13 protein-coding genes are annotated in these 22,822 nt (G+C 73.8%); 6 read left to right on the forward strand and 7 right to left on the reverse strand.

From position 1 onward, the window contains the following. Window positions 1-81 precede the first annotated feature (81 nt). Genes ACFC2L_RS15320 through ACFC2L_RS15335 form a run of 4 tightly spaced genes read right to left on the reverse strand, consistent with a single transcriptional unit; the run spans window position 82 to window position 3,944 of the window. Entirely contained in the window at window positions 82-1,059 is a 978-nt protein-coding gene (locus tag ACFC2L_RS15320; protein ID WP_375825139.1) for a glycosyltransferase, read from the reverse strand. Then, window positions 1,056-1,898 (reverse strand): hypothetical protein, encoded by an 843-nt coding sequence (locus ACFC2L_RS15325; protein WP_375825140.1) that lies wholly within the window; start codon window positions 1,896-1,898, stop codon window positions 1,056-1,058. Before ACFC2L_RS15325 ends, ACFC2L_RS15320 begins: the two co-directional genes overlap by 4 nt. Next, on the reverse strand, window positions 1,898-2,728 hold the full coding sequence (locus ACFC2L_RS15330) for an ABC transporter permease (RefSeq protein ID WP_375825141.1): 831 nt from the start codon (window positions 2,726-2,728) through the stop codon (window positions 1,898-1,900). The genes ACFC2L_RS15325 and ACFC2L_RS15330 overlap by 1 nt, the downstream gene beginning before the upstream one ends. Before the next feature lies 1 nt (window position 2,729). Continuing rightward, window positions 2,730-3,944, reverse strand: coding sequence for an ABC transporter ATP-binding protein (locus ACFC2L_RS15335; protein WP_375825142.1), 1,215 nt, complete (start codon window positions 3,942-3,944; stop codon window positions 2,730-2,732). Window positions 3,945-4,119: 175 nt separating this feature from the next. Here ACFC2L_RS15335 and ACFC2L_RS15340 point away from each other — a divergent pair, with 175 nt between their 5' ends. Next, window positions 4,120-7,497 (forward strand): hypothetical protein, encoded by a 3,378-nt coding sequence (locus ACFC2L_RS15340; protein WP_375825144.1) that lies wholly within the window; start codon window positions 4,120-4,122, stop codon window positions 7,495-7,497. 26 nt (window positions 7,498-7,523) lie between these two features. Here the strand turns inward: ACFC2L_RS15340 and ACFC2L_RS15345 are convergent, their stop codons facing one another. After that, on the reverse strand, window positions 7,524-8,597 hold the full coding sequence (locus ACFC2L_RS15345; protein WP_375825145.1) for a glycosyltransferase family 4 protein: 1,074 nt from the start codon (window positions 8,595-8,597) through the stop codon (window positions 7,524-7,526). A 179-nt stretch (window positions 8,598-8,776) separates the two neighbouring features. Between ACFC2L_RS15345 and ACFC2L_RS15350 the strand changes: the two genes are divergently transcribed. Continuing rightward, complete coding sequence (locus tag ACFC2L_RS15350) at window positions 8,777-9,991, forward strand: glycosyltransferase family 4 protein (RefSeq protein ID WP_375825146.1); 1,215 nt, start codon at window positions 8,777-8,779, stop codon at window positions 9,989-9,991. Here ACFC2L_RS15350 and ACFC2L_RS15355 read toward each other — a convergent pair. Then, a complete protein-coding gene (locus ACFC2L_RS15355; protein ID WP_375825147.1) occupies window positions 9,972-10,688 on the reverse strand; it encodes a phosphatase PAP2 family protein in 717 nt (238 codons plus the stop codon). The genes ACFC2L_RS15350 and ACFC2L_RS15355 overlap by 20 nt on opposite strands. Window positions 10,689-10,992: 304 nt before the next feature. Here ACFC2L_RS15355 and mfd point away from each other — a divergent pair, with 304 nt between their 5' ends. Further along, window positions 10,993-14,751, forward strand: coding sequence for a transcription-repair coupling factor (mfd, locus tag ACFC2L_RS15360; RefSeq protein WP_375825148.1), 3,759 nt, complete (start codon window positions 10,993-10,995; stop codon window positions 14,749-14,751). Window positions 14,752-14,858: 107 nt separating this feature from the next. Here the strand turns inward: mfd and ACFC2L_RS15365 are convergent, their stop codons facing one another. After that, complete coding sequence (locus tag ACFC2L_RS15365; RefSeq protein WP_375825149.1) at window positions 14,859-15,077, reverse strand: PLD nuclease N-terminal domain-containing protein; 219 nt, start codon at window positions 15,075-15,077, stop codon at window positions 14,859-14,861. Between the two features lie 274 nt (window positions 15,078-15,351). Between ACFC2L_RS15365 and ACFC2L_RS15370 the strand changes: the two genes are divergently transcribed. The 3 genes from ACFC2L_RS15370 to ACFC2L_RS15380 all read left to right on the forward strand — a co-directional run bounded on the left by ACFC2L_RS15370 (window position 15,352) and on the right by ACFC2L_RS15380 (window position 22,796). Further along, window positions 15,352-17,559 (forward strand): carbohydrate-binding module family 20 domain-containing protein, encoded by a 2,208-nt coding sequence (locus ACFC2L_RS15370; protein ID WP_375825151.1) that lies wholly within the window; start codon window positions 15,352-15,354, stop codon window positions 17,557-17,559. 427 nt (window positions 17,560-17,986) lie between these two features. Next, a complete protein-coding gene (locus ACFC2L_RS15375) occupies window positions 17,987-21,967 on the forward strand; it encodes an endo-1,4-beta-xylanase (RefSeq protein ID WP_375825152.1) in 3,981 nt (1,326 codons plus the stop codon). A gap of 106 nt (window positions 21,968-22,073) precedes the next feature. After that, window positions 22,074-22,796 (forward strand): MazG family protein, encoded by a 723-nt coding sequence (locus tag ACFC2L_RS15380; RefSeq protein ID WP_375825153.1) that lies wholly within the window; start codon window positions 22,074-22,076, stop codon window positions 22,794-22,796. The last annotated feature ends 26 nt before the right edge of the window (window positions 22,797-22,822 follow it).

Below are 22,822 nucleotides of genomic sequence, written 5' to 3' on the forward strand. Positions count from 1 at the left end.
ACGGTGGGGACAGCGCTGCCGGTGCGTGGCGAGTAGTGGTCACCGGGCGTGATGACGTGGACGAGGGGAGGGAGCGCCACGTCAACGGCCGTCGGCGCGGTCGCGGCGCACTGCGGAGGCCGCGGCGGGGACACCGGCCACCAGCCCGGCGACCTCGGCGGCGGACCGGGAGAGGATCACCGGTCCGCGCAGCCTCTTGCGCCAGGGCCGTGGACGACCGTCCGACTTGCGCGGGCGGAGCTGCTGCCAGGCGAGGATCACGTAGTCCCGCTGCTGACGCATGGTCGAGCGGGCGTACCGTCGCACCATCGGGTCTCGCCATCCAAAGTTGCGCACGAGCATCACGAGGTGGTTGCGCCGGGCGTAGTACAGGTAGCGGCGGTCGAACCGCTTCCCGCCGATCCCGTAGGGCGCGGCCATGTGCCGTACGACGGCGCGCGGCGTGTACAGCAGCCGGCCGCCGGTCGCGCGCAGTCGCAGGGAGATGTCGGACTCCTCGCACAGGCACGTGCCGGGGTAGTTCCCGCGGATCCCGCCGATCGCCTCGAGCGCGGAACGGCGGAACGACATGTTTGCGCCGAGCAGGTGGTCCACCTCGATCGTGCGTCCGGGGTCCGCAGCGAAGTAGCCCGTGAGCCGGCCGTCGGGTAGGAGGCGGCCGATGCGGTCGAGTCCCTCGGACTCCTCGCCGGTGATCCCGTTGTCGGCGCGACCGCCGACGGCCACGACGTCCGGGTCGGCGTAGGGGGCGACGAGCTCGTCCAGCCAGTCGGGGGCCGCGTACGCGTCGTCGTCGACGAAGGCGACGACGTCACCGCGTGCGACCGCGAACCCCATCTGACGCGACTCGGGCGTGGTGCCCCGTCCGAGCGTGCTGTGCAGCAGCCGCACCTGGGGGAACTCCTCGCGCACGAGTCGTCGGGTCCGGTCGTCGGGCGTCGAGTCCACGACGATCACCTCGAGCGGAGCCGTGTCGAGGCGCTCGAGGTGCTGCAGGCACTCACGCACGCTGTCCGGCCGCCCGTACGTCACGACGACGACGCTCACCGAGCAGGTCATGGCTCTCCTCCGGGAGGTTCGGCGACCGTCACGACGCGGTACCAGTCGCGCCGCCGGAGCGGCGACGTCAGGGCGGTGAGGCGCGGGCGACGGGAGTGACGGACCCAGTCCTGGTAGACGGTGGGGTGCGAGTAGTGCGCGGTGTGGCCAGACCAGCCGAACTTGCGGCGCATGACCTCGGGGGAGCGTACCCAGGAGAAGTGGAGCACCGCGTCCGACGGGTCCACGACGGCGTGGACGATGGTGTCGTGGGGGTGGCTCGGGTCGGTGTTCCAGGGGCGCAGGTCGACGCGGTACAGCGGTACGTCCGCCTGCCGGGCGTGGTCGAGCCGCGTACCGGCCCGGACCGCGAGAGGTCCGGGGTAGGACGCGGACGGGCGCCCCGACCTCGTGCTCGCCTCCAGGTACCGCCCGGGGGCGACCCGCGAGTAGAGCCAGCGCGACGGGTAGTGCAGGCCTCGGGCGCCGGCACGATCCGCGGAGTCCAGCGTGCTGAGGAAGACCGGCGCGTTGAGCAAGACCTCGTCGGTGTCGAGCTGGAGCACCCAGTCGGCACCGTCGGAGGCCTCGTCGAGCGCTGCCTGCCGCTGGAAGGTGTCGTTGTCCAGGGGGTGCTCGTCGAGCCGGGCGTAGCGTCCCGGTGCGCGCACGCACTTGCCGTCCGTGTCGAGCCCCTCGACGATCGCGAGGCACTCGTCCACGGGCAGCGGCGTTCCCGTCCAGGAGGTCGACGTCTCGTCGTAGGACAGCACGATGCGGTCGACGTGGTCGTAGTACGCGCGCAGGCTGGCCGCGAGAAAGCTCGGGTCGGCCAGCAGCACGTATGCAGCGAGGCGCATCAGATGTAGTCCGCGAACTCGCGCTCGTTCTTCTGGAAGACGAGCGTCCCGGCGAGGAAGATCAGCGGTGCCGCGACGACGAGCGCCACGATCTGCCAGGTCGGGGGAAGCTCGGTGCCCAGCAGCGACCAGCGGAAGGTCTCGAGGAACCACGTCACGGGGTTGATCTCGAACAGCCAGCGGAGCCTCTCCGGGACCGACGAGAGGGCGTAGGCGACCGGGCTCGCGTAGAGCAGGATCTGGACGAGCCACGGCAGCACGTACCCGACGTCGCGGTACTTGACCATGTACGCCGCTGCCGCCAGGCCGACCCCCGTGCCGATCATGAGGATGAGCAGGACCCACACAGGGAGGAGGAGGACGGCCCAGCCCGGGTTGATCCCGTAGACGAACAGCAGGACGACCGCGAGGACGAGGGCGACGAGGAAGTCCAGCACGACCGAGGCGAGGCTCGAGACAGGGACCAGGAGCCGGGGGAAGAACACCTTCTGCACGAGCGACTGGTTGCCGACCATCGACCCCGACGCCTTGCCGAGCGACCCGTTGAAGAGGTTCCACGCGAGCATCCCGGCGAGCGTGAAGAGGAACGTCGGGACGTTCCCGGTCGACAGACCCGCGATCTCCCCGAAGACGATGGTGAAGATGCCCGCGCTGACCAGCGGCTGGGCGATGACCCAGGTGATGCCGAAGATCGTCTGCCGGTACCGCACGATGACGTCGCGCAGCGCGAGTCGGACCGCGACCTCACGAGCACCCCACAGCTCACGCAGCGAGGGGAGGTTTAGCCGCCCGGGGGGCGTGATGACGGTGCGCTGGACGGTGTGCTCCACGTCAGATCCCCTCGTAGTCGAAGTTCACGAAGACCATGCCCTTCTCGGTGCTCGACGCCTCCGTGAACTCCGGATACGGGAGGTCGGGCAGCACCTCGAAGCGCCACGCTCCCTCCCACGCGTCGAGCACCCCGGCCTGGCACGCGTACACGTCGACCGTGTACTGGCCGGGCTTGAGCCACAAGTCACGGATGACGAGCCGTCCGCGCTGCGCCTGCTCGGGGTCGAACCACTTGCCCACGAGGCGCGAGTCGCACTGCGCGATGACCGTGCCCTGGTCGTTGTTGATGTGCATCGAGACGAAGTACGTGCCGACGAGCTTCTTGCTCGCGGGCGCATCGAAGTCGACGACGATGTCCTGCGACGACTTGACGAACTCGTCCTCCATGCGGACCGAGGACAGCCGCACCTTCCCGTTGCCGGGGCGCTTCTTCGGGTCGGACTGCGCGGCGGCGAAGCTCTCGAAGCTGTCCCGGTACGCCTGGAGCGTGCCCTCGACGGTGCCGGAGTACGTCAGGGTCCCCCGGTCGAGGAGCACCGCCGAGGTGCACAGAGCCTGGACGGTCTGGAGCTGGTGGCTCACGTAGAGCACGGTGCGCCCGCCCTGGGCCGCCTCGCGCATCTTCTGGATCGAGCGCCGCTGGAACTCGGCGTCGCCGACCGCGAGGACCTCGTCGATCGCGAGGATCTCGGTGTCGAGGTGGGCAGCGACCGAGAACGCGAGGCGCACGTACATGCCGGACGAGTAGCGCTTGACGGGCGTCGCGAGGAACTTCTCGATGCCGGAGAACGCGACGATCTCGTCGTAGCGCTTGTTGATCTCCGCGCGCGTCATCCCGAGGATCGCGCCGTTGAGGTAGATGTTCTCCTTGCCGGTGAGCTCCGGGTGGAACCCGGTCCCGACCTCCAGGAGCGACCCCACGCGCCCGGTGAGCTCGATGCGTCCGCGCGACGGCGCGGTGACGCGCGTGAGGATCTTCAGGAGCGTGGACTTGCCGGCACCGTTGCGTCCGACGATCCCGAGCGCCTCGCCCTGGGGCACCTCGAAGGAGACGTCGTCGAGCGCGTCGAACAGCGTGTACTTCTGCTTGCCGGTGGACCGGATCCACTGGACCGCGGCGGCCGCCGCGGTCGACGGCCGCTCGCCGAAGGCGCCGAGCCGGTAGGTCTTCCCCAGCCCGGCGACGCGGATCGCGGGTTCTGTCGTCGCCTGCACAGATGAAAGATAGTCGTCGCGACGGGCGGTGCGGCGGGGTCGGTCGGGTGAATCACGTGCAGAACCGGACGAACGCGGGTGAAAGTGCGCCAGGGCCCTCGGCCCGGGGGCGACGCGGTCCTACGATCGCCTGAACGGCACACGGTGCCGGGCCCTCACGACGGCAGGGGCGCGGATGAGCTCGCACGAGGACGGCAGGGCGGGCGGACGCCTGGACATCACCGCTGTCACCGGCCTCGCGACCGCCGTGGTGGGGGTCCTCGTCGCCGTGGCGATCGGGGGCGGTGGGGTCACCACGACGTCGAGCGGGCCGGCCGCCTTCACACCCTCGGCCGTCCCGGCGGCCGCTCCCGTCACCCAGGTCGGCGCCCTGCCGCTGTGCGGTTTCCCGCGGCTCGACCAGGTCACCGACGACGGCGTCGACGCCGACGGGCTCGAGGGCATCCGCACGGTCGTCGACGACGTCGTGACGCTGGACGACGGCGAGCTCATGACGTTCCGGGTCGTCGACGGCTCGGCGTACGTGCTCGAGTGGGACCGTGAGGCGACGTACACGGTGACCCGGTACGACCTGGCGAACGGTGACGCCGTGCGGCGCACTCTCGTCGAGCTCGACTGGGACGGGGTCAGCGAGACGTTCACCACGGGATCGTTCGAGGTCGATCCCGACGGGAGCTTCTACCTCGTCGACACGCTCATGCGTCGGCGGGACCTGCACAAGGTCGCACCCGACGGCTCGGTCGCCTGGACCGTCTCGATCCCTGAGGGAGCACACACGACCGGTGCGCTCCTCGACCTGTACGGGACCGTGCGCTGGACGGTCGACGATCGTACGGTCGTCGGTGTCCAGGAGGCAGGAGAGGTGCTGCACGAGGTGTCCGACGACGGCGATCTCCTCGGCACGGAGCCGTTCGACGGTTCTCTCCTCGCGCAGCTCCCGGACGGGCGCGCGCTCGTCCAGACTGACGTGCGCGAGGGCGAGCGCCGCTCGCGCGACCTGCACGCCGTGGGTCCGGAGGGCGACGACGCGTCCTTCCGCCTCGGCGCCTCGTGGGAGCGCGGGCGACCGTTCGGCGTCCCGCGCGTGCCCTGGCTCGACGACACCACGGGTGCCACCACCGGACCGTCGTCGGGGCCGGCGGGCGACGGCCTCGTCGTCGCCGACGAGAACCTCGGGTTCCGGTGGTGGGGGAGCGACAGCGTGTTCCGGGGCGTGTGGCCGGACACGCACAAGGACCTCGAGCAGCCGTTCGCGCTGTGGGAACGCACGCCGGTCCTGCGCGATGGGACCGCCGGGGACGCGCCCTACTACGTGCTCACGCACGGCGAGGACGACGGGTTCGCCCTCACCGAGATCACGGCCGACCGCATGGCGTACGAGCTCGGCGCGCCGGTGAAGTACAACGCGGCGAACGAGGAGCTGTTCGGCGGGCTCGGGCTCGGCGCCGGGCTGCTCGTGGACGCGCCCTACGGCGTCTTCCCCGACGGGACCGCACCGCGTGTGGTCGCCGCGTTCGACGACGCGTGGGGAGCCTCCGCCGGGACGTACCGCCTGCGCTACCAGGTGCGCGGCGACCCGCGCGTGTGGGACCCGGTGGCCGGCGAGGAGACCGTCGTCGACCTTCCGGCGGACGGCGGCGAGGTCCCGCTCGACCTGCCGCCGACCCGGCCCGGGGTGTACGAGGTCGACGCCGCGCTCGTCGACGCCGCGACGGGGGAGCCGGTCTCGGGCACGTGCCTGCGCTACACCGTGGCCGCGCCGGGCAGCGACCTCGACCCGGCGGCGCTCGCGGACGGCGCGGACTGGGGCGGTGCCGGACCGCTGCGCGGCGTGCAGCTCGCGGACCAGCTCGGCGTGGGCAGCCACCGCGCGCAGCTCGACTTCGGGGCGATCGTGCCGGACCCGACCGCCGAGCCGGACGGCGCCGCGCTCGTCTGGGACTCGCTGCCGAACGCGGCCTTCGAGCCCGACGAGGAGGAGGGCGAGGAGCCTGCCGACGTCGACCCGTTCGCCGAGCTCGCGGCCGCCGCCGAGCTCGCCGAGGAGACGGGCGTGATCCTCACGCTCCAGCTCGGCTCGGGCGGCGAGGCGGAGCAGGCCGCGGTCGAGGCCGGCACGTGGGAGGGATGGACGCGCGAGATCGTCGCCGCGGTCCACGAGCACGCACCGCAGATCCGCTACTGGCAGCCGTGGAACGAGCCGAACAACACGGGCTACGAGGACGCGGCCGCGTACGAGGAGGAGGTCGGCGCGCCGTTCGCGGCGGGCGCTCGCGACGCGTCGGCCGACGTCGTCGTGGTGGGCGGCAACACGCTCGGGATCGAGCCCGCGTGGTGGGCCGACCTGGTCGCGGCGGGCGGCTGCGACTCGCTCGACGTCGTCGGGATCCACCCCTACACCGGGTTCAACCGGTCGTGGGAGGAGGAGGGGTTCTCCGCGGACGGTGCCGAGCTGGACCGGCTGCGCGAGGCGATCGGGCCGTGCGGCGACGTCCCCGTGTGGGACACCGAGTCCGGGTGGTGGTCCGACGGCGTCGCGAACTTCTGGGCCGGGGGGTCCGACGTCGTGCGCAAGCTCCTCTGGTACGGGTCGGAGGGCGTCGACGAGTGGACGTACTTCTTCTCCGAGGGAGGGTTCGGCGAGGCCGGGAACTCGTGGTCGCTGCTCCAGTACGGAGAGTACGTGAAGCCCGCCGGCGCGGCGTTCGCGGCGAGCGCGCCGTTCCTCGACGGGTTCGGGCCTCCCGCGGCGGTCGAGACCGGGACCCCTGGCGTCCACGCCGTGCGCGCGCCCGGGACGGGCGAGGTCGAGGGCGCCGAGCTGCTCGCTCTGTGGAGCGAGGACCTGTCCACCACCGTGCGGCTCACCGCGCCAGGTGGCGCGGTCACCGTGACCGCGCGCGACCCGTACGGCGCCGAGCGCGGCCTGGAGGTCCCCTCCGGGGGCGTCGAGGTCCCGGTGGACGGCGCGCCCGTCCTGCTCGTCGCGCCCGCGGGCACGGCCCTGGAGGTCGCCCCCGTCGAGGCGTTCGGCGACGACGTCCTCGAGGGTCGGCCCGTGACCGCGACGTCGACGCACGAGGACGCGAGCGACCCCGACGTCGTCACGTCCGGCACCTTCGCCGTGCGCGAGCCCTGGCGGTCGGGGCGCCTGGCCGACGGGTCCGTCGACGAGGCGCCCGGCGTCGAGGTCGCGACCGACGGCCCGCGCACGATCGACCGCGTCGCCGTCGCGACGGCCGGCATCCGGTGCTGCACGTCCGGCCTGCGCGACTACACCGTCTCGGTCCGGACACCCGACGGCGCGTGGCAGGACGTGGCGCAGCAGACCGACCAGCTCCTCGACCGCGTCGCGCTCTTCTCGTTCGAGCCCGTCGAGGTGACGGCCGTGCGCGTGACGCTCCCGATGACGACCGAGCGCGACGTGCCCGTGCTCGCGGCGAACTACACGGGGATCGTCGGCGGGCTGCACCCCGACTTCATCCCGCTCGCGACGGAGAGCGAGTGGATCGCGACGATCAGTGCGGTCCAGGCGTGGGAGCCGGCAGGGTGAGCGCCGCCACCGGGGCGCGGGCGTCGTCAGCCGCGTGCGGCGACCGCGCGCCAGATCGCGGCGTGCTGCGCGGCGCTGCGCTCCCACGTGAACGTGGCCGCGCGCTCACGCCCGCGCCCCACGAGCGCCTCGACCTCGGCGTCGCGCGTCGTCACCCACAGCAGCGCCTCCGCGAGGCTCGCGCCGTCCGGCTCGGCGAGCACGCCGCCGTCGCCCACGACCTCGGGCAGCGAGCTGGTGCGCGCCGCGACCACCGGCACGCCCGCGGCCATCGCCTCCAGGGCGGGGAGCCCGAAGCCCTCGTAGCGCGACGGCACGACGACGGCCGCGGCCCCCGCGACGAGGCCGGGCATGAGCCCGCCCGGCAGTCGCCCCACGAGCCGCGTGCCGGGCAGCTCCGCGAACAGGGCGGTGCGGCGCGGGTGCGGCGGCCCGCTCATGACGAGCGTGAGGTCGGGCCGTGCCGCGCGGACGGCGGTCCACGCGACCGCGAGCTCCTCGAGGTTCTTGCGCCGCGACGCGCCGCCTGCGTGCAGGACGTAGGGGCCGTCCACCCCGAGCGCGGCGAGACGCTCGCGGGGGAGCGGCTCGGCCGAGAAGTACACGGGGTCGACGCCGTTGTACGCGACCGCCGGGCGCTCGGCGAGCCCGAGGACCTCCGCGGCCTCGTCCGCGCTGAACTCCGACACGCACACGACGGCCGCCGCGCGGCGGACCTCCTCGGCCGCCGCACGGACCGGTGCGGACTCGTCGTCGTAGCGCCACGACACGACGTCCTGCACGGCGACGACGTCGCGCGTCGGGTGCGGCGGCAGGTCGAGCCCGACGCGGTGCACGACGGCGCCCCGCGGGTAGACCGCGCGCCCCACGGCCCGGCGCAGGGCCGGGCCCGCGGAGCCGAGGCGGCCGAGCGGGAGCCGGTGGGTGCCGGCCAGCGGGGAGCGGAGCGAGCGGAAGACCGCGCGGTCGACGGACCAGGCGCTCGCTCCGGCGCGCCCGTCCGCGAGCGCCTCCGCCGCGCGCGTCGCGACCTCCTCCTGGTACACCTGGGCTCCCATGGGGACCTCGACCGCGACGGTCGCGACGACGAGCTGCGGCATCGGGAAGGTCCCCCTCGGGGCGTGGTGCGCGGCGGGTGCGGCACGGTCGGTGCGACCGGGGCGGTCGGTAGAGTGGCCCACTCTAGTGGCGCGGACGCCCCGCCGGACCTGCTGGAGCGGGTGATGAGCGGGTGATCGTGGACCGGGCGCGGGCCGTCCCGCGAGAGGGTGAGGGACGCATGGCAGGCCGTCGTCGGGTGGCGCTGGTCGCGAGCTCGTTCGACCCGTACACGGGGGGCGTCGAGTCGCACGTGCGCCACGTCGCGCGCGTGCTCGCGTCCCGCGGGAGCGCGGTGGAGGTCTGGACGGTCGACCGCGGCGAGCACCTCGGCACGCGCCGCGTCGACGGCGTCCTCGTGCGGTACCTGCCGACCCCGCAGCCGTCGAGCCGGCCGGGCGACGTCGCACGCTTCGCCCTCGCCGCTCCGCGGGCGGCGCTCGCGTGGGGCCGGGCGTTCCGGGCGTTCCGGCCCGACGTGCTGCACGTGCAGTGCTTCGGCCCCAACGGCGCGTACGCCCTCGGCCTGCGCACGCTCACGCGCACCCCGCTCGTGGTCAGCTCCCACGGCGAGACGTTCGCGGACGACCACGCCGTGTTCGAGCACTCGCGGCTGCTGCGGACGGCGCTGGAGCGCTCGATCGGCGTCGCGGGCGCGGTGACGGGGTGCTCGCGCGTCGTCGCGGACGACCTGGTCCGCTTCGGGGCGCCCGACGCCGTGGTCGTCCCGAACGGCGTCGACCTCGCCGGGCACGACCTGGCGGGGCACGACCTGGTCGGGCCGGGAGCGGACGACGGCGCCGCGGCGGACGGGCCCGGGCCGTCGGGTCCTGCGGTGCGCGAGCCCGTGGTCGTCGCGGTGGGACGGATCGAGCACGTCAAGGGGTTCGACCTGCTCGTGGACGCCTTCGCGTCGTCGGCGCTGCGCGACCGGGCGCGGCTCGTCGTCGTGGGCGACGGGAGCGAGGCGGGCGCGCTGCGCCGCAGGGTCGCGTCGGCGGGCCTGACGGACCGCGTCGAGCTCCCCGGACGGCTCGAGCCGGCCGAGGTGGCGGCCCGCCTCGCGGGCGCGGACGTGGTCGTCGTGCCGAGCCGCGCGGACGCGGCCCCGCTCGTCGTCCTCGAGGCGTGGCGCTCGGGCCGGCCGCTCGTCGCGACCGTGCGGGGCGGTCCCCCGGAGATCGTCACCGACGGCGTCGACGGCGTGCTCGTCGACCCCCAGGACACGCAGGCGCTCGCCGCCGCCGTGCTCGGCCTCCTCGACGACCCGGAGCGTGCGGGGCGGATCGGGGCCGCCGGTCGCCGTCGGGTCGAGGACTTCACCTGGGAGCGCGTCGTCGACCGGTACGAGGACCTCTACGCGGGGCTCGCCGAGGTCACGCCGAGGGGTCGCTGACCCGGGGCGGCTCGGGCGTCCCGTCGGCGACGGCGGGGGGCGCGACCGGGGGCGCGCCGGCCGAGCCGGCTCTCCGCGGGACGTCGAGCAGCCACACGACGGCGACCGTGACGGCCGCCGCGACGAGCAGCGAGCCGACGACGTCGCTCGGCCGGTGCGCGTACGTCACGACGGAGGCGAGGGCGGCGACCGCCGTCACGCCGAGCCCGGCCCAGCCCGCGGCCGTCCGCGACGCCGGCCACGGCCACAGCAGCCAGATCGCGACGCACAGGCCGCCGACCACGGCGACGTGCCCGCTCGGGAAGGTCTGGTGGGCGTAGCCGTAGCCCCCGAGGTCGGGCCGTACGAGGACCTCGCGGAGCCCGAGCGCGATCCCGACCGTCCCGAGCACGACGACGGCCGCGGCGAGGAGGTCGCGCCACGCGCGGCGCACGAGCGCGACCACGCCCAGAACGGCGACGACGGCCGCGCACGCCACGGGGAGACCCCGGCGCAGCGCCCCCGCGAGGTCGCGGCCGGCGTCGTGCAGGGGAGCGAGGGTCCGGAACGCCCCGGCGTCGGCCTGCTGGCCCGCGACGGTGAGGTGCGAGGCGGCCCAGAGCGCGACGAAGGCCGCGACGAGCAGCACGAGCACCACCAGGAGCGCGGAGGAGCGGGGCCGGGCCGGCACGGAGGCCGGCGCCGCAGACGTGGACACGCCCCGAGCATGACGGAGCGGCGGGGACCGTGTCACCGGTCGCGAGCGGGTGACGCCGGGTGAAAACGCCGCCTGCCCGTCGCGCGCCGCCGCCGGTCGACGTGTGGGCGCCGAGGCGTACGCTGGGATCCGTCGTCCCGCACGACGTCAGCCCGGACCCGCTCACCCTCGGTGAACCTCGGTCCGGGCCGTTCGTGCTGCCCCGTCGTGTCCTCAGCCAGCCCCGGCACCGTCCTCAACCCGGGCCCGCCCCGCGCGCGGCCGTCGACGCTCCCGACCACCGTCCTCGGAGGGACCCCACCGCATGAACCTCACCGGCATCCTGCCCGCGCTGCTCGCCGACCCCGCCGCGACGGCGGCGGTCGAGCACGTGCGCGCCCGTGGCGAGGCGGACGTGGTCGGCCCGGCCGGTGCGCGCCCGCCGCTGCTCGCCGCGATGGCGGGGGCGCGGGCCACCGGGCCGGTCGACGGGGTGCCCGACGGCGCGGCGGGCGCCGCGTGGGCGACGGGCTCGCGTCCGCTCGTGGTCGTGACGGCGACCGGGCGCGACGCGGACGAGCTCGCCGCGAGCGTGCGCGCCTACCTGCCGGACGAGCTGGCGGACGTGGTCGCGGTCCTGCCGAGCTGGGAGACGCTGCCGCACGAGCGCCTGAGCCCGCGCGCGGACACCGTCGCCAAGCGCATCGCCGTGTTCCGCCGCCTGGCGCACCCGGACCCGGAGGTCGGGCCGTCAGGCCCGGTCCGCGTGCTCGTCATGCCGGTGCGCGCGCTCCTGCAGCCCGTCGTGGAGGGGCTGGGCGAGCTCGAGCCGGTCGAGCTGCACGCCGGGTCGACGGCGGACCTGACCGACGTCGCGGAGCGGCTCGTCGCGGCGGCGTACACGCGCGTCGACATGGTCGAGCGGCGCGGCGAGTTCGCGGTGCGCGGGGGCATCCTCGACGTGTTCCCGCCCACCGAGGACCACCCGCTGCGCGTGGAGTTCTGGGGCGACGAGGTGTCGGAGATCCGCTGGTTCGCGGTTGCGGACCAGCGCAGCCTCGAGATCGCCGAGCACGGGCTGTGGGCGCCGCCGTGCCGCGAGATCCTGCTCACCGAGTCCGTGCGGGCGCGCGCGGCGGCGCTCGTCGAGCAGCTGCCGGGCGCGGTCGAGATGCTCGACAAGCTCGCCGCGGGCGTGGCCGTCGAGGGCATGGAGTCGCTCGCGCCGGTCCTCGTGGACCGCATGGTCCCGGTGCTCGAGCTCGTGCCCGACGACGCGCTGCTCGTCCTCGACGACGCCGAGCGCGTGCGCCGGCGCGCGCACGATCTCGTCGCGACGACGGAGGAGTTCCTCGCCGCCGCCTGGACGGGGGCGGTCGCGGGCGGGGCGTCGCCGCTCGACCTGTCCGCGGCGTCGTTCGAGACGTTCGTGGAGGTGCGCGCGGTCGCGCAGCGCCGCGGCCTCGGCTGGTGGACGCTGTCCTCGTTCGCGCTCGACAACCCGGACCTCGACGTGCCGACCGACCTGCCGACCGACGTCGCGGCGGGCGCCGGCGCGCCCGTCGCGGGGGGCGAACCGGCGGCGTCGGGCACGACGGCCGCGCACGTGGGCGAGAGCGCGGACGGCGTCCCGACCTTCACGATCGGCGCGCGTGACGTCGAGTCCTACCGCGGCGACGTCTCGCGCGCTCTCGACGACGTGCGCGGGCTCCAGCACGCGGGCTGGCGCCTCGTGCTCACGACCGAGGGCCACGGCCCGGCCAAGCGCATGGTCGAGCAGCTCGGCGCGGTCGACACGCCCGCGCGCCTCGTGCCGCGCCTCGACGACGAGCCCGAGGGCGGCATCGTCCTCGTCACCCCGGCCATGGTCGGCAAGGGCTTCGTCGCGCCGGGGTTGCGCCTCGCCGTCTTCTCCGAGGCCGACCTCACGGGCCGTGCGGGGACGAGCACGCGCGACATGCGCAAGATGCCGAGCCGGCGGCGCAACGTCGTCGACCCGCTCCAGCTCAAGGCGGGCGACTTCGTCGTGCACGAGCAGCACGGCGTGGGACGGTTCGTCGAGCTCGTGCAGCGCACGCTCGGCACGGGCGGCAACGCGGCGACGCGGGAGTACCTGGTCATCGAGTACGCGTCGTCGAAGCGGGGCCAGCCGGGCGACCGGCTGTTCGTCCCGATGGACCAGCTCGACCAGGTCACCAAGTACACGGGCGGCGAGTCCCCGAGCCTCAACAAGATGGGCGGGGCCGACTGGGCCAAGACGAAGACCCGCGCGCGCAAGCACGTCAAGGAGATCGCGGGCGAGCTCATCCGCCTGTACTCGGCGCGCATGGCGACGCAGGGCCACGCGTTCGGCGCCGACACGCCGTGGCAGCGCGAGCTCGAGGACGCGTTCGCGTACGTCGAGACGCCGGACCAGCTCGCGACGATCGACGAGGTCAAGGCGGACATGGAGAAGACGGTCCCCATGGACCGGCTCGTGTGCGGCGACGTCGGCTACGGCAAGACCGAGATCGCGATCCGCGCGGCGTTCAAGGCGGTCCAGGACGGCAAGCAGGTCGCGGTGCTCGTGCCGACGACGCTCCTGGTCCAGCAGCACCTCGAGACGTTCTCGGAGCGGTACGCGGGCTTCCCCGTCACAGTGAAGGCGCTCTCGCGCTTCCAGACGGCCAAGGAGTCCGAGGAGACGATCGAGGGCCTGCGGCTGGGGAAGGTCGACGTCGTCATCGGCACCCACCGGCTCATCACGGGCAGCATCCGGTTCAAGGACCTCGGGCTCGTCATCATCGACGAGGAGCAGCGGTTCGGCGTCGAGCACAAGGAGACGCTCAAGCAGCTGCGCACCAACGTGGACGTGCTCGCCATGTCCGCGACCCCGATCCCGCGCACGCTCGAGATGGCGGTCACGGGCATCCGCGAGATGTCGACGCTCGCGACGCCGCCGGAGGAGCGCCACCCCGTCCTCACGTACGTGGGCGCGTACGAGGAGAAGCAGATCGCGGCGGCGCTGCGCCGCGAGCTCCTGCGCGAGGGCCAGGTGTTCTACGTGCACAACAAGGTCGAGACGATCGACCGCACCGCGTCGCGGCTGCGCGAGCTCGTGCCCGAGGCCCGGGTGGGCGTGGCCCACGGCAAGATGAACGAGCACCAGCTCGACCAGGTGATCCGGGCGTTCTGGGAGAAGGAGCTCGACGTCCTCGTCTGCACGACGATCATCGAGACCGGGCTCGACATCTCCAACGCGAACACGCTCATCCTCGAGCGCGCGGACATGCTGGGGCTCTCCCAGCTCCACCAGCTCCGGGGGCGCGTGGGCCGTGGCCGGGAGCGCGCGTACGCGTACTTCCTCTACCCGCCGGAGCGGCCGCTCACCGAGACGGCGCACGACCGCCTCGCGACCATCGCCGCGCACACCGACCTCGGCGCCGGTATGCAGGTCGCGATGAAGGACCTGGAGATCCGCGGCGCGGGCAACCTGCTCGGGGGCGAGCAGTCCGGGCACATCGCGGGCGTCGGGTTCGACCTGTACGTGCGCATGGTGGGGGAGGCCGTCGCGAACTACCGCGGCGACGGCCCGGAGGAGCAGCCCGAGATCTCCATCGAGCTGCCGGTCGACGCGCACCTGCCCGAGTCGTACATCGCGACCGAGCGGCTGCGGCTCGAGGCGTACAAGAAGATCGCCGCCGCGACCGACGCGCCCGAGCTCGCCGAGGTGCGGGCCGAGCTCGTCGACCGCTACGGGGCGCTGCCGGACGTCGCGTCCGCCCTGTTCGACGTCGCGGACTTCCGCAACCACGCGCGCCGCGCGGGGCTCACGGACGTCACGGCGCAGGGCAAGTTCATCCGGTTCGCCCCGGTGGACCTCGCGGAGTCGGCGCAGTTCCGGCTCAAGCGCCTGTACCCGGGCACGCTGCTCAAGCCCGCGATCCGCGCGTTCCTCGTCCCGTACCCGACGACGGCGCGCATCGGCGGACGCCCGCTGCGCGGCGCCGAGGTGCTCGACTGGGCGCGCCAGCTCATCGACGCCGTGATCCTCGGCGAGGTGAGCGCGGCGGCGACGGTAGGGACGTCCTCGGCGGCCCGCTGACGGGAGCCACCACGACGTCGAACAGGTGGTCCTGGTGCGTCCGTCATCGTGACGCGCCAGGACCACCTGTTCAGGCGACCAGGATGACCTGCTCGACGTGATGGGGGTCAGGGCTTGCGGCCGTCGAGGAAGTAGGCGATCGGCCCGACCCAGTTGACGAGCAGCGCGAGCCCCCACGCGAGCTTGGTGCCGTTGACCTGCTCCGCCGGGCGGCGCAGCAGGTCGCGGTACGCCGCGGCGGTGAGCGTGACCTGTGCTGCACCCACGACCCCGACGACGATCTTCTGACCCTTGGTCAGGTCCTTCCAGCGGCGCTTGGTCCCCATGTCGTCGTCTCCTCCCGTGGTGCGTACCGCTCGACGCTATGCCGTCGGAGCCCACGGCGCACGGCCCACAGGAGCCGCGACCGGAGCGCGCGACGCCGGCCGGTCGTGACAGCGTCGAGGCGGCTCTGTAAGGTTGCAGCAATATCCGGTAAATCTCTGCAACGCTGCCGAGTCCCGGACGCGCCCGACACCCCGGGGCGCAGACAGCACCGCGTGGCCCGCACGCGCTCGATGTCGAGCGCGTCGTCGGCCGCAGCACCTCGAAGGAGCAGCAATGACGCGCACCACCGACCCTGCCGGTCCGCCGGCACCCACCCCCGCAGCGGCGCCCGGCGCCCGTCGGGCCCCCGGGCGCACGGTCCGGCGCGACGGACGCCTGCGGCGCGTCGTCGCGGCCGCGGCGTCGGCCGCCCTCGCGCTCGGGGCGGCGCTCGCCGCGACGGTCCCGGTCGCCGCGCCCGCCGCGGCGGCACCGCCCGTGCCGACGCCCGTCGTCGACTCCCCGAACGGCCGGGGCGACGTGATCCTCAACCTCTTCCAGTGGACGTGGGACTCCGTGGCGGCCGAGTGCACCAGCACCATCGGCCCGGCCGGGTTCGGCTACGTCCAGGTCTCGCCGCCCCAGGAGCACATCCAGGGCACGGCCTGGTGGACCTCCTACCAGCCGGTGAGCTACAAGATCGAGTCCAAGCTCGGCAACCGTGCCGAGTTCCAGAACATGGTGAGCACCTGCAAGTCCGCAGGCGTGGGAGTCGTCGTCGACGCGGTCGTCAACCACACCGCCGGCGCCGACACCGGGTCCGGCACCGGGACCGGCGGGACGAGCTACTCGGTCGACAACTTCCCTGGCGTCCCGTACGGCCCGAACGACTTCAACGACTGCCGGTCCAACATCACCAACTACGGCGACCGGTACAACGTCCAGAACTGCCGCCTCGTCTCGCTCCAGGACCTGCGCACCAGCTCCGACTATGTGCGGGGCAAGATCGCCGGGTACATGAACGACCTCATCGGCATGGGTGTCTCCGGCTTCCGCATCGACGCCGCCAAGCACATCCCCGCATCCGACCTCGCCGCCATCAAGGCAAAGCTGTCCAACCCGAACATCTTCTGGGTGCACGAGGTCATCGGCGCGGGCGGTGAGCCGATCCAGCCCTCGGAGTACCTCGGCTCCGGGGACTCGCACGAGTTCTTCTACGCGCGCGACCTCAAGTCCCGGTTCGACGGCCAGATCAAGGACCTGCGCACCATCGGCGACAACAAGCTCCCCTCGGACCGCGCGGGCGTGTTCGTCGACAACCACGACACCGAGCGCAACGGCGAGACCATGAACTACAAGTGGGGCGCCAAGTACAAGCTCGCCAACACGTTCATGCTCTCGTGGCCCTACGGCGCGCCCAGCGTCTACTCCGGCTACACCTGGGACAACAAGGACGCCGGTGCCCCCGGCGCGTCCGCGACGTCCGTGCCGGACGCGAGCTGCTCGAACAGCGCGTGGGTCTGCACGCAGCGCTGGACCGAGATCGTGGGCATGGTCGGCTTCCACAACGCCGTCGCCGGGACCGCGGTGACGAACTGGTGGGACGACGGGAACAACCACGTCGCGTACGGCCGTGGCAGCAAGGGGTACGTGACGATCAACAACACCGCGAGCGCCGTCACCCGCACCTACCAGACGTCCCTCCCGGCCGGGACGTACTGCGACGTCGTCGCGTCGAAGGACTGCGCCAAGAAGTACACCGTGAGCTCCTCCGGCACCTTCACCGCGACGGTCCCCGCGTACGGGGCGCTCGCCCTGCACGTCGGCGCCGTGGACGACGGCGGCACCGGCGGACCCGGGCCGGTCGACCCGAGCGGCACGACGACCGTCTACTACGCGACCGACAAGGGCTGGAACGCGTACAACGTCCACTACCGCGTCGGCACGGGCGCCTGGACCGCCGTGCCCGGCGTCGCGATGACCCCGGCCTGCACCGGCTGGGTCGCGAAGGAGATCGCCCTGCCGGACGGCGCGACGGGTGCGGCCGCGACCGTCACGGCGGCGTTCACGAACGGCTCGGGCTCCTGGGACAACAACGGCGGCAAGGACTACACCCTGAGCGGCGCGGCCGTCGCGGTCGCGGGCGGGACGGTCACGGCGGGCGACCCGTGCGAGGACGACGGCGAGGGCCCCGGCCCCGTCGAGGGTCAGGGCGACGCGTCGTTCTCCGTGACGGCGACGACGACCTGGGGGCAGAGCGTGCTCGTCGTCGGGAGCATCCCGGCGCTCGGGTCCTGGGCGCCCGCGAGCGGCGTCGCGCTCTCGGCCGCGGGCTACCCCGTCTGGACCGCGACCCTCGACCTGCCGGCGGGCACGACGTTCGAGTACAAGTACGTGAAGCGCGACGGCGGCGGGAACGTCGTCTGGGAGAGCGGCGGCAACCGCACCGCGACGGTCGGGCAGGACGGCTCCGTGACGCTGTCGGACACCTGGAGGTCGTGACCTCGCGTCCTCGGCCCCGCCCCGGTCTCACCCAGACCGGGGCGGGGCCTCTGCTGTGTTGATCGGCTGCCAGGCCTCCTCCGCTCGCCCGTCGTCTCGCCCGGCCTGGTCGACCCGGGCCGGCCGAGGGAGAGCCCTGGTCGCGCGAGGGAGAACCGTGGTCGCGCGAGGTAGAGCCCTGGTCATCCGGATGGCGCGCGGTGGCGATCGGGAATAGTTCAACCATTGTCGGAACCCGGTGGATGCCCCTAGGGTGTGGCCCGGGCGCGCCGGTGCGCCCGGGGCGCGATGCGCCCGTGCAGCCGATCGCAAGGGAGCGACGACGATGAGACGCACGTGGAGGACCGCCGTGGCGGGGGTGCTCGCCACCCTCGTAGCGGGCGGGGGAGCGAGCGCGGCGACGGGGATGGATGTGAGTAATGTGCCGATGTCTGTCCAAGTCGATAACGATATCGATACCGTTCTAGAGAACGATTTCGAATCGGCGACGTCGGCGCCGTGGGCCGCACGGGGGCCGGTCACCGTGACGCTGACCGACGCGGAGGCGCACGGTGGGGCGTCGAGCCTCGCGGTGACGGGCCGGACGGCGGACTGGCACGGCGTCGCGACCGACGTGCTCGCGCTGCTGGAGCCGGGCGTCGCGTACGACGTCGAGGCGTGGGTCAAGCTGCCCGCGGGCACCACCGGGTCCTCGGGCGTCCACTTCACCGTGCAGGAGACGGGCGCGGCGGGCGACGCGTACACGTGGGTCGGCGGGGCCGTCGCGGCGACGGCCGACGGGTGGGTGGAGATCGGCGGGACGTACACCCTTCCCGCGGGCCTCACGGCGGCGACGCTCTACGTGGAGGCCGCACCGGTCTCCGGCGCGCACCCGTCGTTCCTCCTCGACGACGTCCGCGTGACGACCGTCGCGACCGACCCGGGCGACGTCGTGCCCGGGGGAGCGGTGGACCCTGTCCCGACGCCGGTGCGCCTCGCCGAGGGGACCGGCGACGTCGCGGCCCTGACGTTCGACGACGGGCCGAACCCCGGGACGACGCCCGCGCTCCTGGACTTCCTCGCGGAGCACGACCTGCACGCGGTGTTCTGCGTCATCGGCCAGAACGTCGAGGCGCCGGGCGGCGCCGAGCTCCTGCGCCGCATCGTCGACGAGGGGCACGTGCTGTGCAACCACTCGACGGGCTACGCCGACATGGGCGCGTGGTCGGCCGACCAGGTCCGGGCCGACCTCGTCGAGAACCTCGGCATCCTCCGCGACGCGCTCGGCGACCCGGCGTACCCCGTGCCGTTCTTCCGCGCGCCGAACGGCTCGTGGGGCGCGACCCCCGAGGTGGCCGTCGCGCTCGGCATGCAGCCCCTCGCGGTCGTCAACACGATCTCCGACTGGGAGACCCAGGACGTCGAGACCCTCACCGCGAACCTGCGCGCCGCGATGAGGCCCGGCGAGGTCGTGCTCGCGCACGACGGTGGCGGCGATCGCGCGGGCACGCTCGCGGCGGTCGAGACGGTCGTCGCGGAGCGGCTCGCGGCCGGCTGGGAGTTCACGTTCCCGGCGGGGACCCCGCCGCGCGGGGGCGACGTCCTGCTGGAGACCGGCTTCGAGGACGGCCTCGGCGGCTGGGTCCCGCGCGCGGGCGACGCGACGACGCCGTCGCTCGACCTCACGGACGTGGCGCACGGCGGCGCGCAGGCGGCGGTCGTCTCCGGCCGCGACGGTCAGGGCGACGGCATCGGGCACGACGTGACCGGGCTGCTCGCCGCCGGCACGACGTACGAGCTCAGCGCGTGGGTGCGCTTCGCCGAGGGCCAGCCCGCGGACGACGTGTGGCTCAGCATCGCGCGCACGGTGGAGGGCGCGACGTCGTACTCGACGCTCGCCCAGCTCTCGGGGATCACGAGCACGGGGTGGACGCAGATCACCGCGACGTTCCCAGGCGCCGCCGCGGACGAGGCGCTGCTCTACCTGGAGACGGACTACAACGGCGACAACACGAGCGACCTGCTCGTCGACGACGTCGTGCTGCGCGTGCCGGCGCCGCCCGCGGTCGAGGACCTCACGGGCGTCAAGGAGACCGTCGACGTCCCGATCGGGGTCGCGATCGACAGCCGCGAGACCTCCGGCGCGGCGTCCGAGCTGCTGCTGCGGCACTTCGACCAGGTCACGGCCGAGAACCACATGAAGCCCGAGGCCTGGTACGACGAGGACCGGACGTTCCGCACGCACCCCGAGGCCACGGCCCTGATGGACTTCGCGGCCGCGCACGACCTGCGCGTCTACGGCCACGTGCTCGTGTGGCACTCGCAGACGCCGGACTGGTTCTTCGAGGGCGCCGACGGCGCACCCCTGACGACGTCGGAGGCGGACCGGCAGGTCCTGCGCGACCGCCTGCGGACGCACGTCTTCTCCGTCGCGGGGTCGCTCGCCGACGCGTACGGCCCGTTCGGCGGCGGCAACCCGCTCACGGCGTTCGACGTGGCGAACGAGGTCGTGTCGGACGGCGCGGAGAACCCCGACGGCCTGCGCCGCTCGGAGTGGTTCCGGATCCTCGGCGAGGAGTACCTCGACCTCGCGTTCGCGTACGCCGACGAGGCGTTCAACGACGTCTACGCGGACCCGGCGGCCAAGGAGCGCGGTGAGCGTCCGGTCGCGCTGTTCATCAACGACTACAACACCGAGCAGGGCGGCAAGCAGGACCGGTACCACGCGCTCGTCGAGCGCCTCCTGGCGCGCGGCGTGCCCGTCGACGGCGTGGGTCACCAGTTCCACGTGAGCCTCTCGATGCCGGTCTCCGCGCTCGAGGGCGCGATCGAGCGGTTCGCCGACCTGCCGGTGACGCAGGCCGTCACCGAGCTCGACGTGACGACCGGCACCCCGGTCACGCAGGCGAACCTCGTCGAGCAGGGCTACTACTACCGGGACGCGTTCCGCGTGTTCCGCGAGCACACCGACGACCTGTACTCGGTCACCGTGTGGGGCCTCACCGACGGCCGGAGCTGGCGCGTCGACAGCGGTGCGCCGCTCGTCTTCGACGACGCCCTGAAGGCCAAGCCCGCCTACCACGGCGTGGTCGACGGCGAGCTGCCCGCCCTCCTGCGCACGGCCGACGTGTTCGCTGGGGACGTCGCGCTCGACGGCGACGCCGCCGCGGCCCCGGACTGGCAGCGGCTCCCGCTGCACACGTTCGCCGCGCCCGGTGGCCCCCCCGCGGGCGACGTGGGCTTCCAGCTCCGCTGGGCCCCGGACCACCTCACCGCGTTCGCGAGCGTCGACGACGCGACCGGCGACGCCACCGATGTCGTCACGTTCGTGCTCGGCGGCACGGAGCACGCCGTCGGCCGTGACGGGACGACGAGCGCGGGGGTCTCCGCGGAGGTGACCGAGCGCGCGGGCGGGTACGACGTCGTCGCGCACCTGCCGCTCGTCGGCGCCGCGCCCGGAGACACGCTCGCGCTCGACGTGCGCGCGACCGACGGCGGCGCGACGTCCGCCTGGAACACGCCCGGCGCGACGGGCACGCTGCGCCTGCTCGAGGAGCTGTCGTACCTCGAGGTCGCGCACGCGTCGGCCGTGCCCGCGGTCGACGGCGACATCGACGCCGTCTGGGCGGAGGCGGGTGCGCCCGTGACCACCGCGAAGGAGGTCCAGGGGAGCGGCGGCGCGGTCGCGACCGTCCGCACCCTGTGGCGGGACCGGACGCTCTACGTGCTCGCCGAGGTCGCCGACCCGGTGGTGGACGTGAGCGGCTCCGACCCGTGGGTGCAGGACTCCGTCGAGATCTACGTCGACGCGGGCAACGCCAAGAACGGCGCCTACCGTGACCTGGACACCCAGATCCGCGTGAGCGCCGAGAACGCAGTGTCGTTCGGCACGGGCGACGAGGCGGCGCAACGGGCGCGCGTCACGAGCGCGACGTCCCGGACCACCGACGGGTACGTCGTCGAGCTCGCGGTCGACCTCGCCGACCAGGGCGGCGAGGGGAGCTTCCACGGGCTCGACCTCCAGGTCAACGACGCGTCCGACGGCGCGCGCACCGCGATCCGCAACTGGGCGGACCCGTCGGGCGCGGGCTACCAGTCGACGGCCCGCTGGGGCGTCGCCCGGCTCGTCGGCGCGGGCGCCGCGCCCGAGGTCGCGCTCGACGTCGAGGCGTCGGCGCGCTGCCTCGCGGGCAGGGCCTACGTCGCGGTCCGGGCCACGAACCGCGAGGCCATGCCCGTCGACGTGACGCTCACGACCCCGTACGGGACGCGGACGTTCCCGGCGGTGGCGCCGGGCGCCAACGCGTACCAGTCGTTCGCCGTCCGCGCGACGTCGGTCCCGGCCACCACGGCCACGATCACGGCGACGCGCGACGCCGGGGGACCCGCCTCGACACGCGACATCGCGGTGGACGCACGCACCTGCTGACCCGCCGCCGAGCAGGTGGTCGTGGCCCGTCCGGACGTCCGGACGAGCCACGACCGCCTGCTCGACCGGCAGGAACCACCTGCTCGGCCGAACCTACGATGAACCGGTGACCGCACCCTTGCCCTCGGCTGCTCAGCCCGCGCCCGACCCCGGTGCCGCCCCCGACCCGCTGCGCGACGTCGTCGCCGTCATGGACCGGCTGTACTCGCCGGGCGGGTGCCCCTGGGACCGGGAGCAGACGCACGAGTCGCTCGTGCGGTACCTGCTGGAGGAGGCGCACGAGCTGGCCGACGCGATCGAGACCGGCGACCGCGCGGGGATGCGCGAGGAGCTGGGCGACCTGCTGCTCCAGGTCCTCTTCCACGCCCGCATCGCGAGCGAGGAGCCGGATCCGTTCACCGTCGACGACGTCGCCGCCGACCTCGCCGCGAAGCTCGTGCGACGCCACCCTCACGTGTTCGCCGACGCCGAGGTCACCGACCTCCACCAGCAGTGGGACGCGATCAAGAAGGCCGAGAAGCAGCGCACGTCGGTGCTGGAGGGCATCTCGCACACCCAGGGTGCGCTCGCCCGCGCGCAGAAGGTCCTCTCCCGGGCCGGCCGCGGCGGTCTCGGCGACGCGGTCGGCGCGGCGCTCGCGGCGCCGTCGGGCGGCGCGGCCACCGGGGCCGGCGGCGAGGGCACGACGGCGGACGAGCGGCTGGGGCGCGAGCTGCTGGCGCTCGTGGCGCGCGCCGAGGCGGACGGGCTCGACGCCGAGGCGGCGCTCCGCGTCGAGCTGCGGCGCGTCGAGGGTGAGATCGTCGCGGCGGAGACGACCCCGGCCTGAAAGCTGGCGCACGGCGAAGGGGCCCG

Source organism: Cellulosimicrobium sp. NPDC055967 (genome assembly GCF_042269845.1).
In the GTDB taxonomy this organism is placed as follows: Bacteria; Actinomycetota; Actinomycetes; order Actinomycetales; family Cellulomonadaceae; genus Cellulosimicrobium.

What these genes read in the sequence shown, in the direction of transcription:
- ACFC2L_RS15320 (WP_375825139.1), bottom strand. Translation starts at nt 1,059, where the DNA reads ATGACCTGCTCGGTGAGCGTCGTCGTCGTGACGTACGGGCGGCCGGAC.
- ACFC2L_RS15325 (WP_375825140.1), bottom strand. Translation starts at nt 1,898, where the DNA reads ATGCGCCTCGCTGCATACGTGCTGCTGGCCGACCCGAGCTTTCTCGCG.
- ACFC2L_RS15340 (WP_375825144.1), top strand. Translation starts at nt 4,120, where the DNA reads ATGAGCTCGCACGAGGACGGCAGGGCGGGCGGACGCCTGGACATCACC.
- ACFC2L_RS15345 (WP_375825145.1), bottom strand. Translation starts at nt 8,597, where the DNA reads ATGCCGCAGCTCGTCGTCGCGACCGTCGCGGTCGAGGTCCCCATGGGA.
- ACFC2L_RS15350 (WP_375825146.1), top strand. Translation starts at nt 8,777, where the DNA reads ATGGCAGGCCGTCGTCGGGTGGCGCTGGTCGCGAGCTCGTTCGACCCG.
- mfd (WP_375825148.1), top strand. Translation starts at nt 10,993, where the DNA reads ATGAACCTCACCGGCATCCTGCCCGCGCTGCTCGCCGACCCCGCCGCG.
- ACFC2L_RS15365 (WP_375825149.1), bottom strand. Translation starts at nt 15,077, where the DNA reads ATGGGGACCAAGCGCCGCTGGAAGGACCTGACCAAGGGTCAGAAGATC.
- ACFC2L_RS15370 (WP_375825151.1), top strand. Translation starts at nt 15,352, where the DNA reads ATGACGCGCACCACCGACCCTGCCGGTCCGCCGGCACCCACCCCCGCA.
- ACFC2L_RS15375 (WP_375825152.1), top strand. Translation starts at nt 17,987, where the DNA reads ATGTCTGTCCAAGTCGATAACGATATCGATACCGTTCTAGAGAACGAT.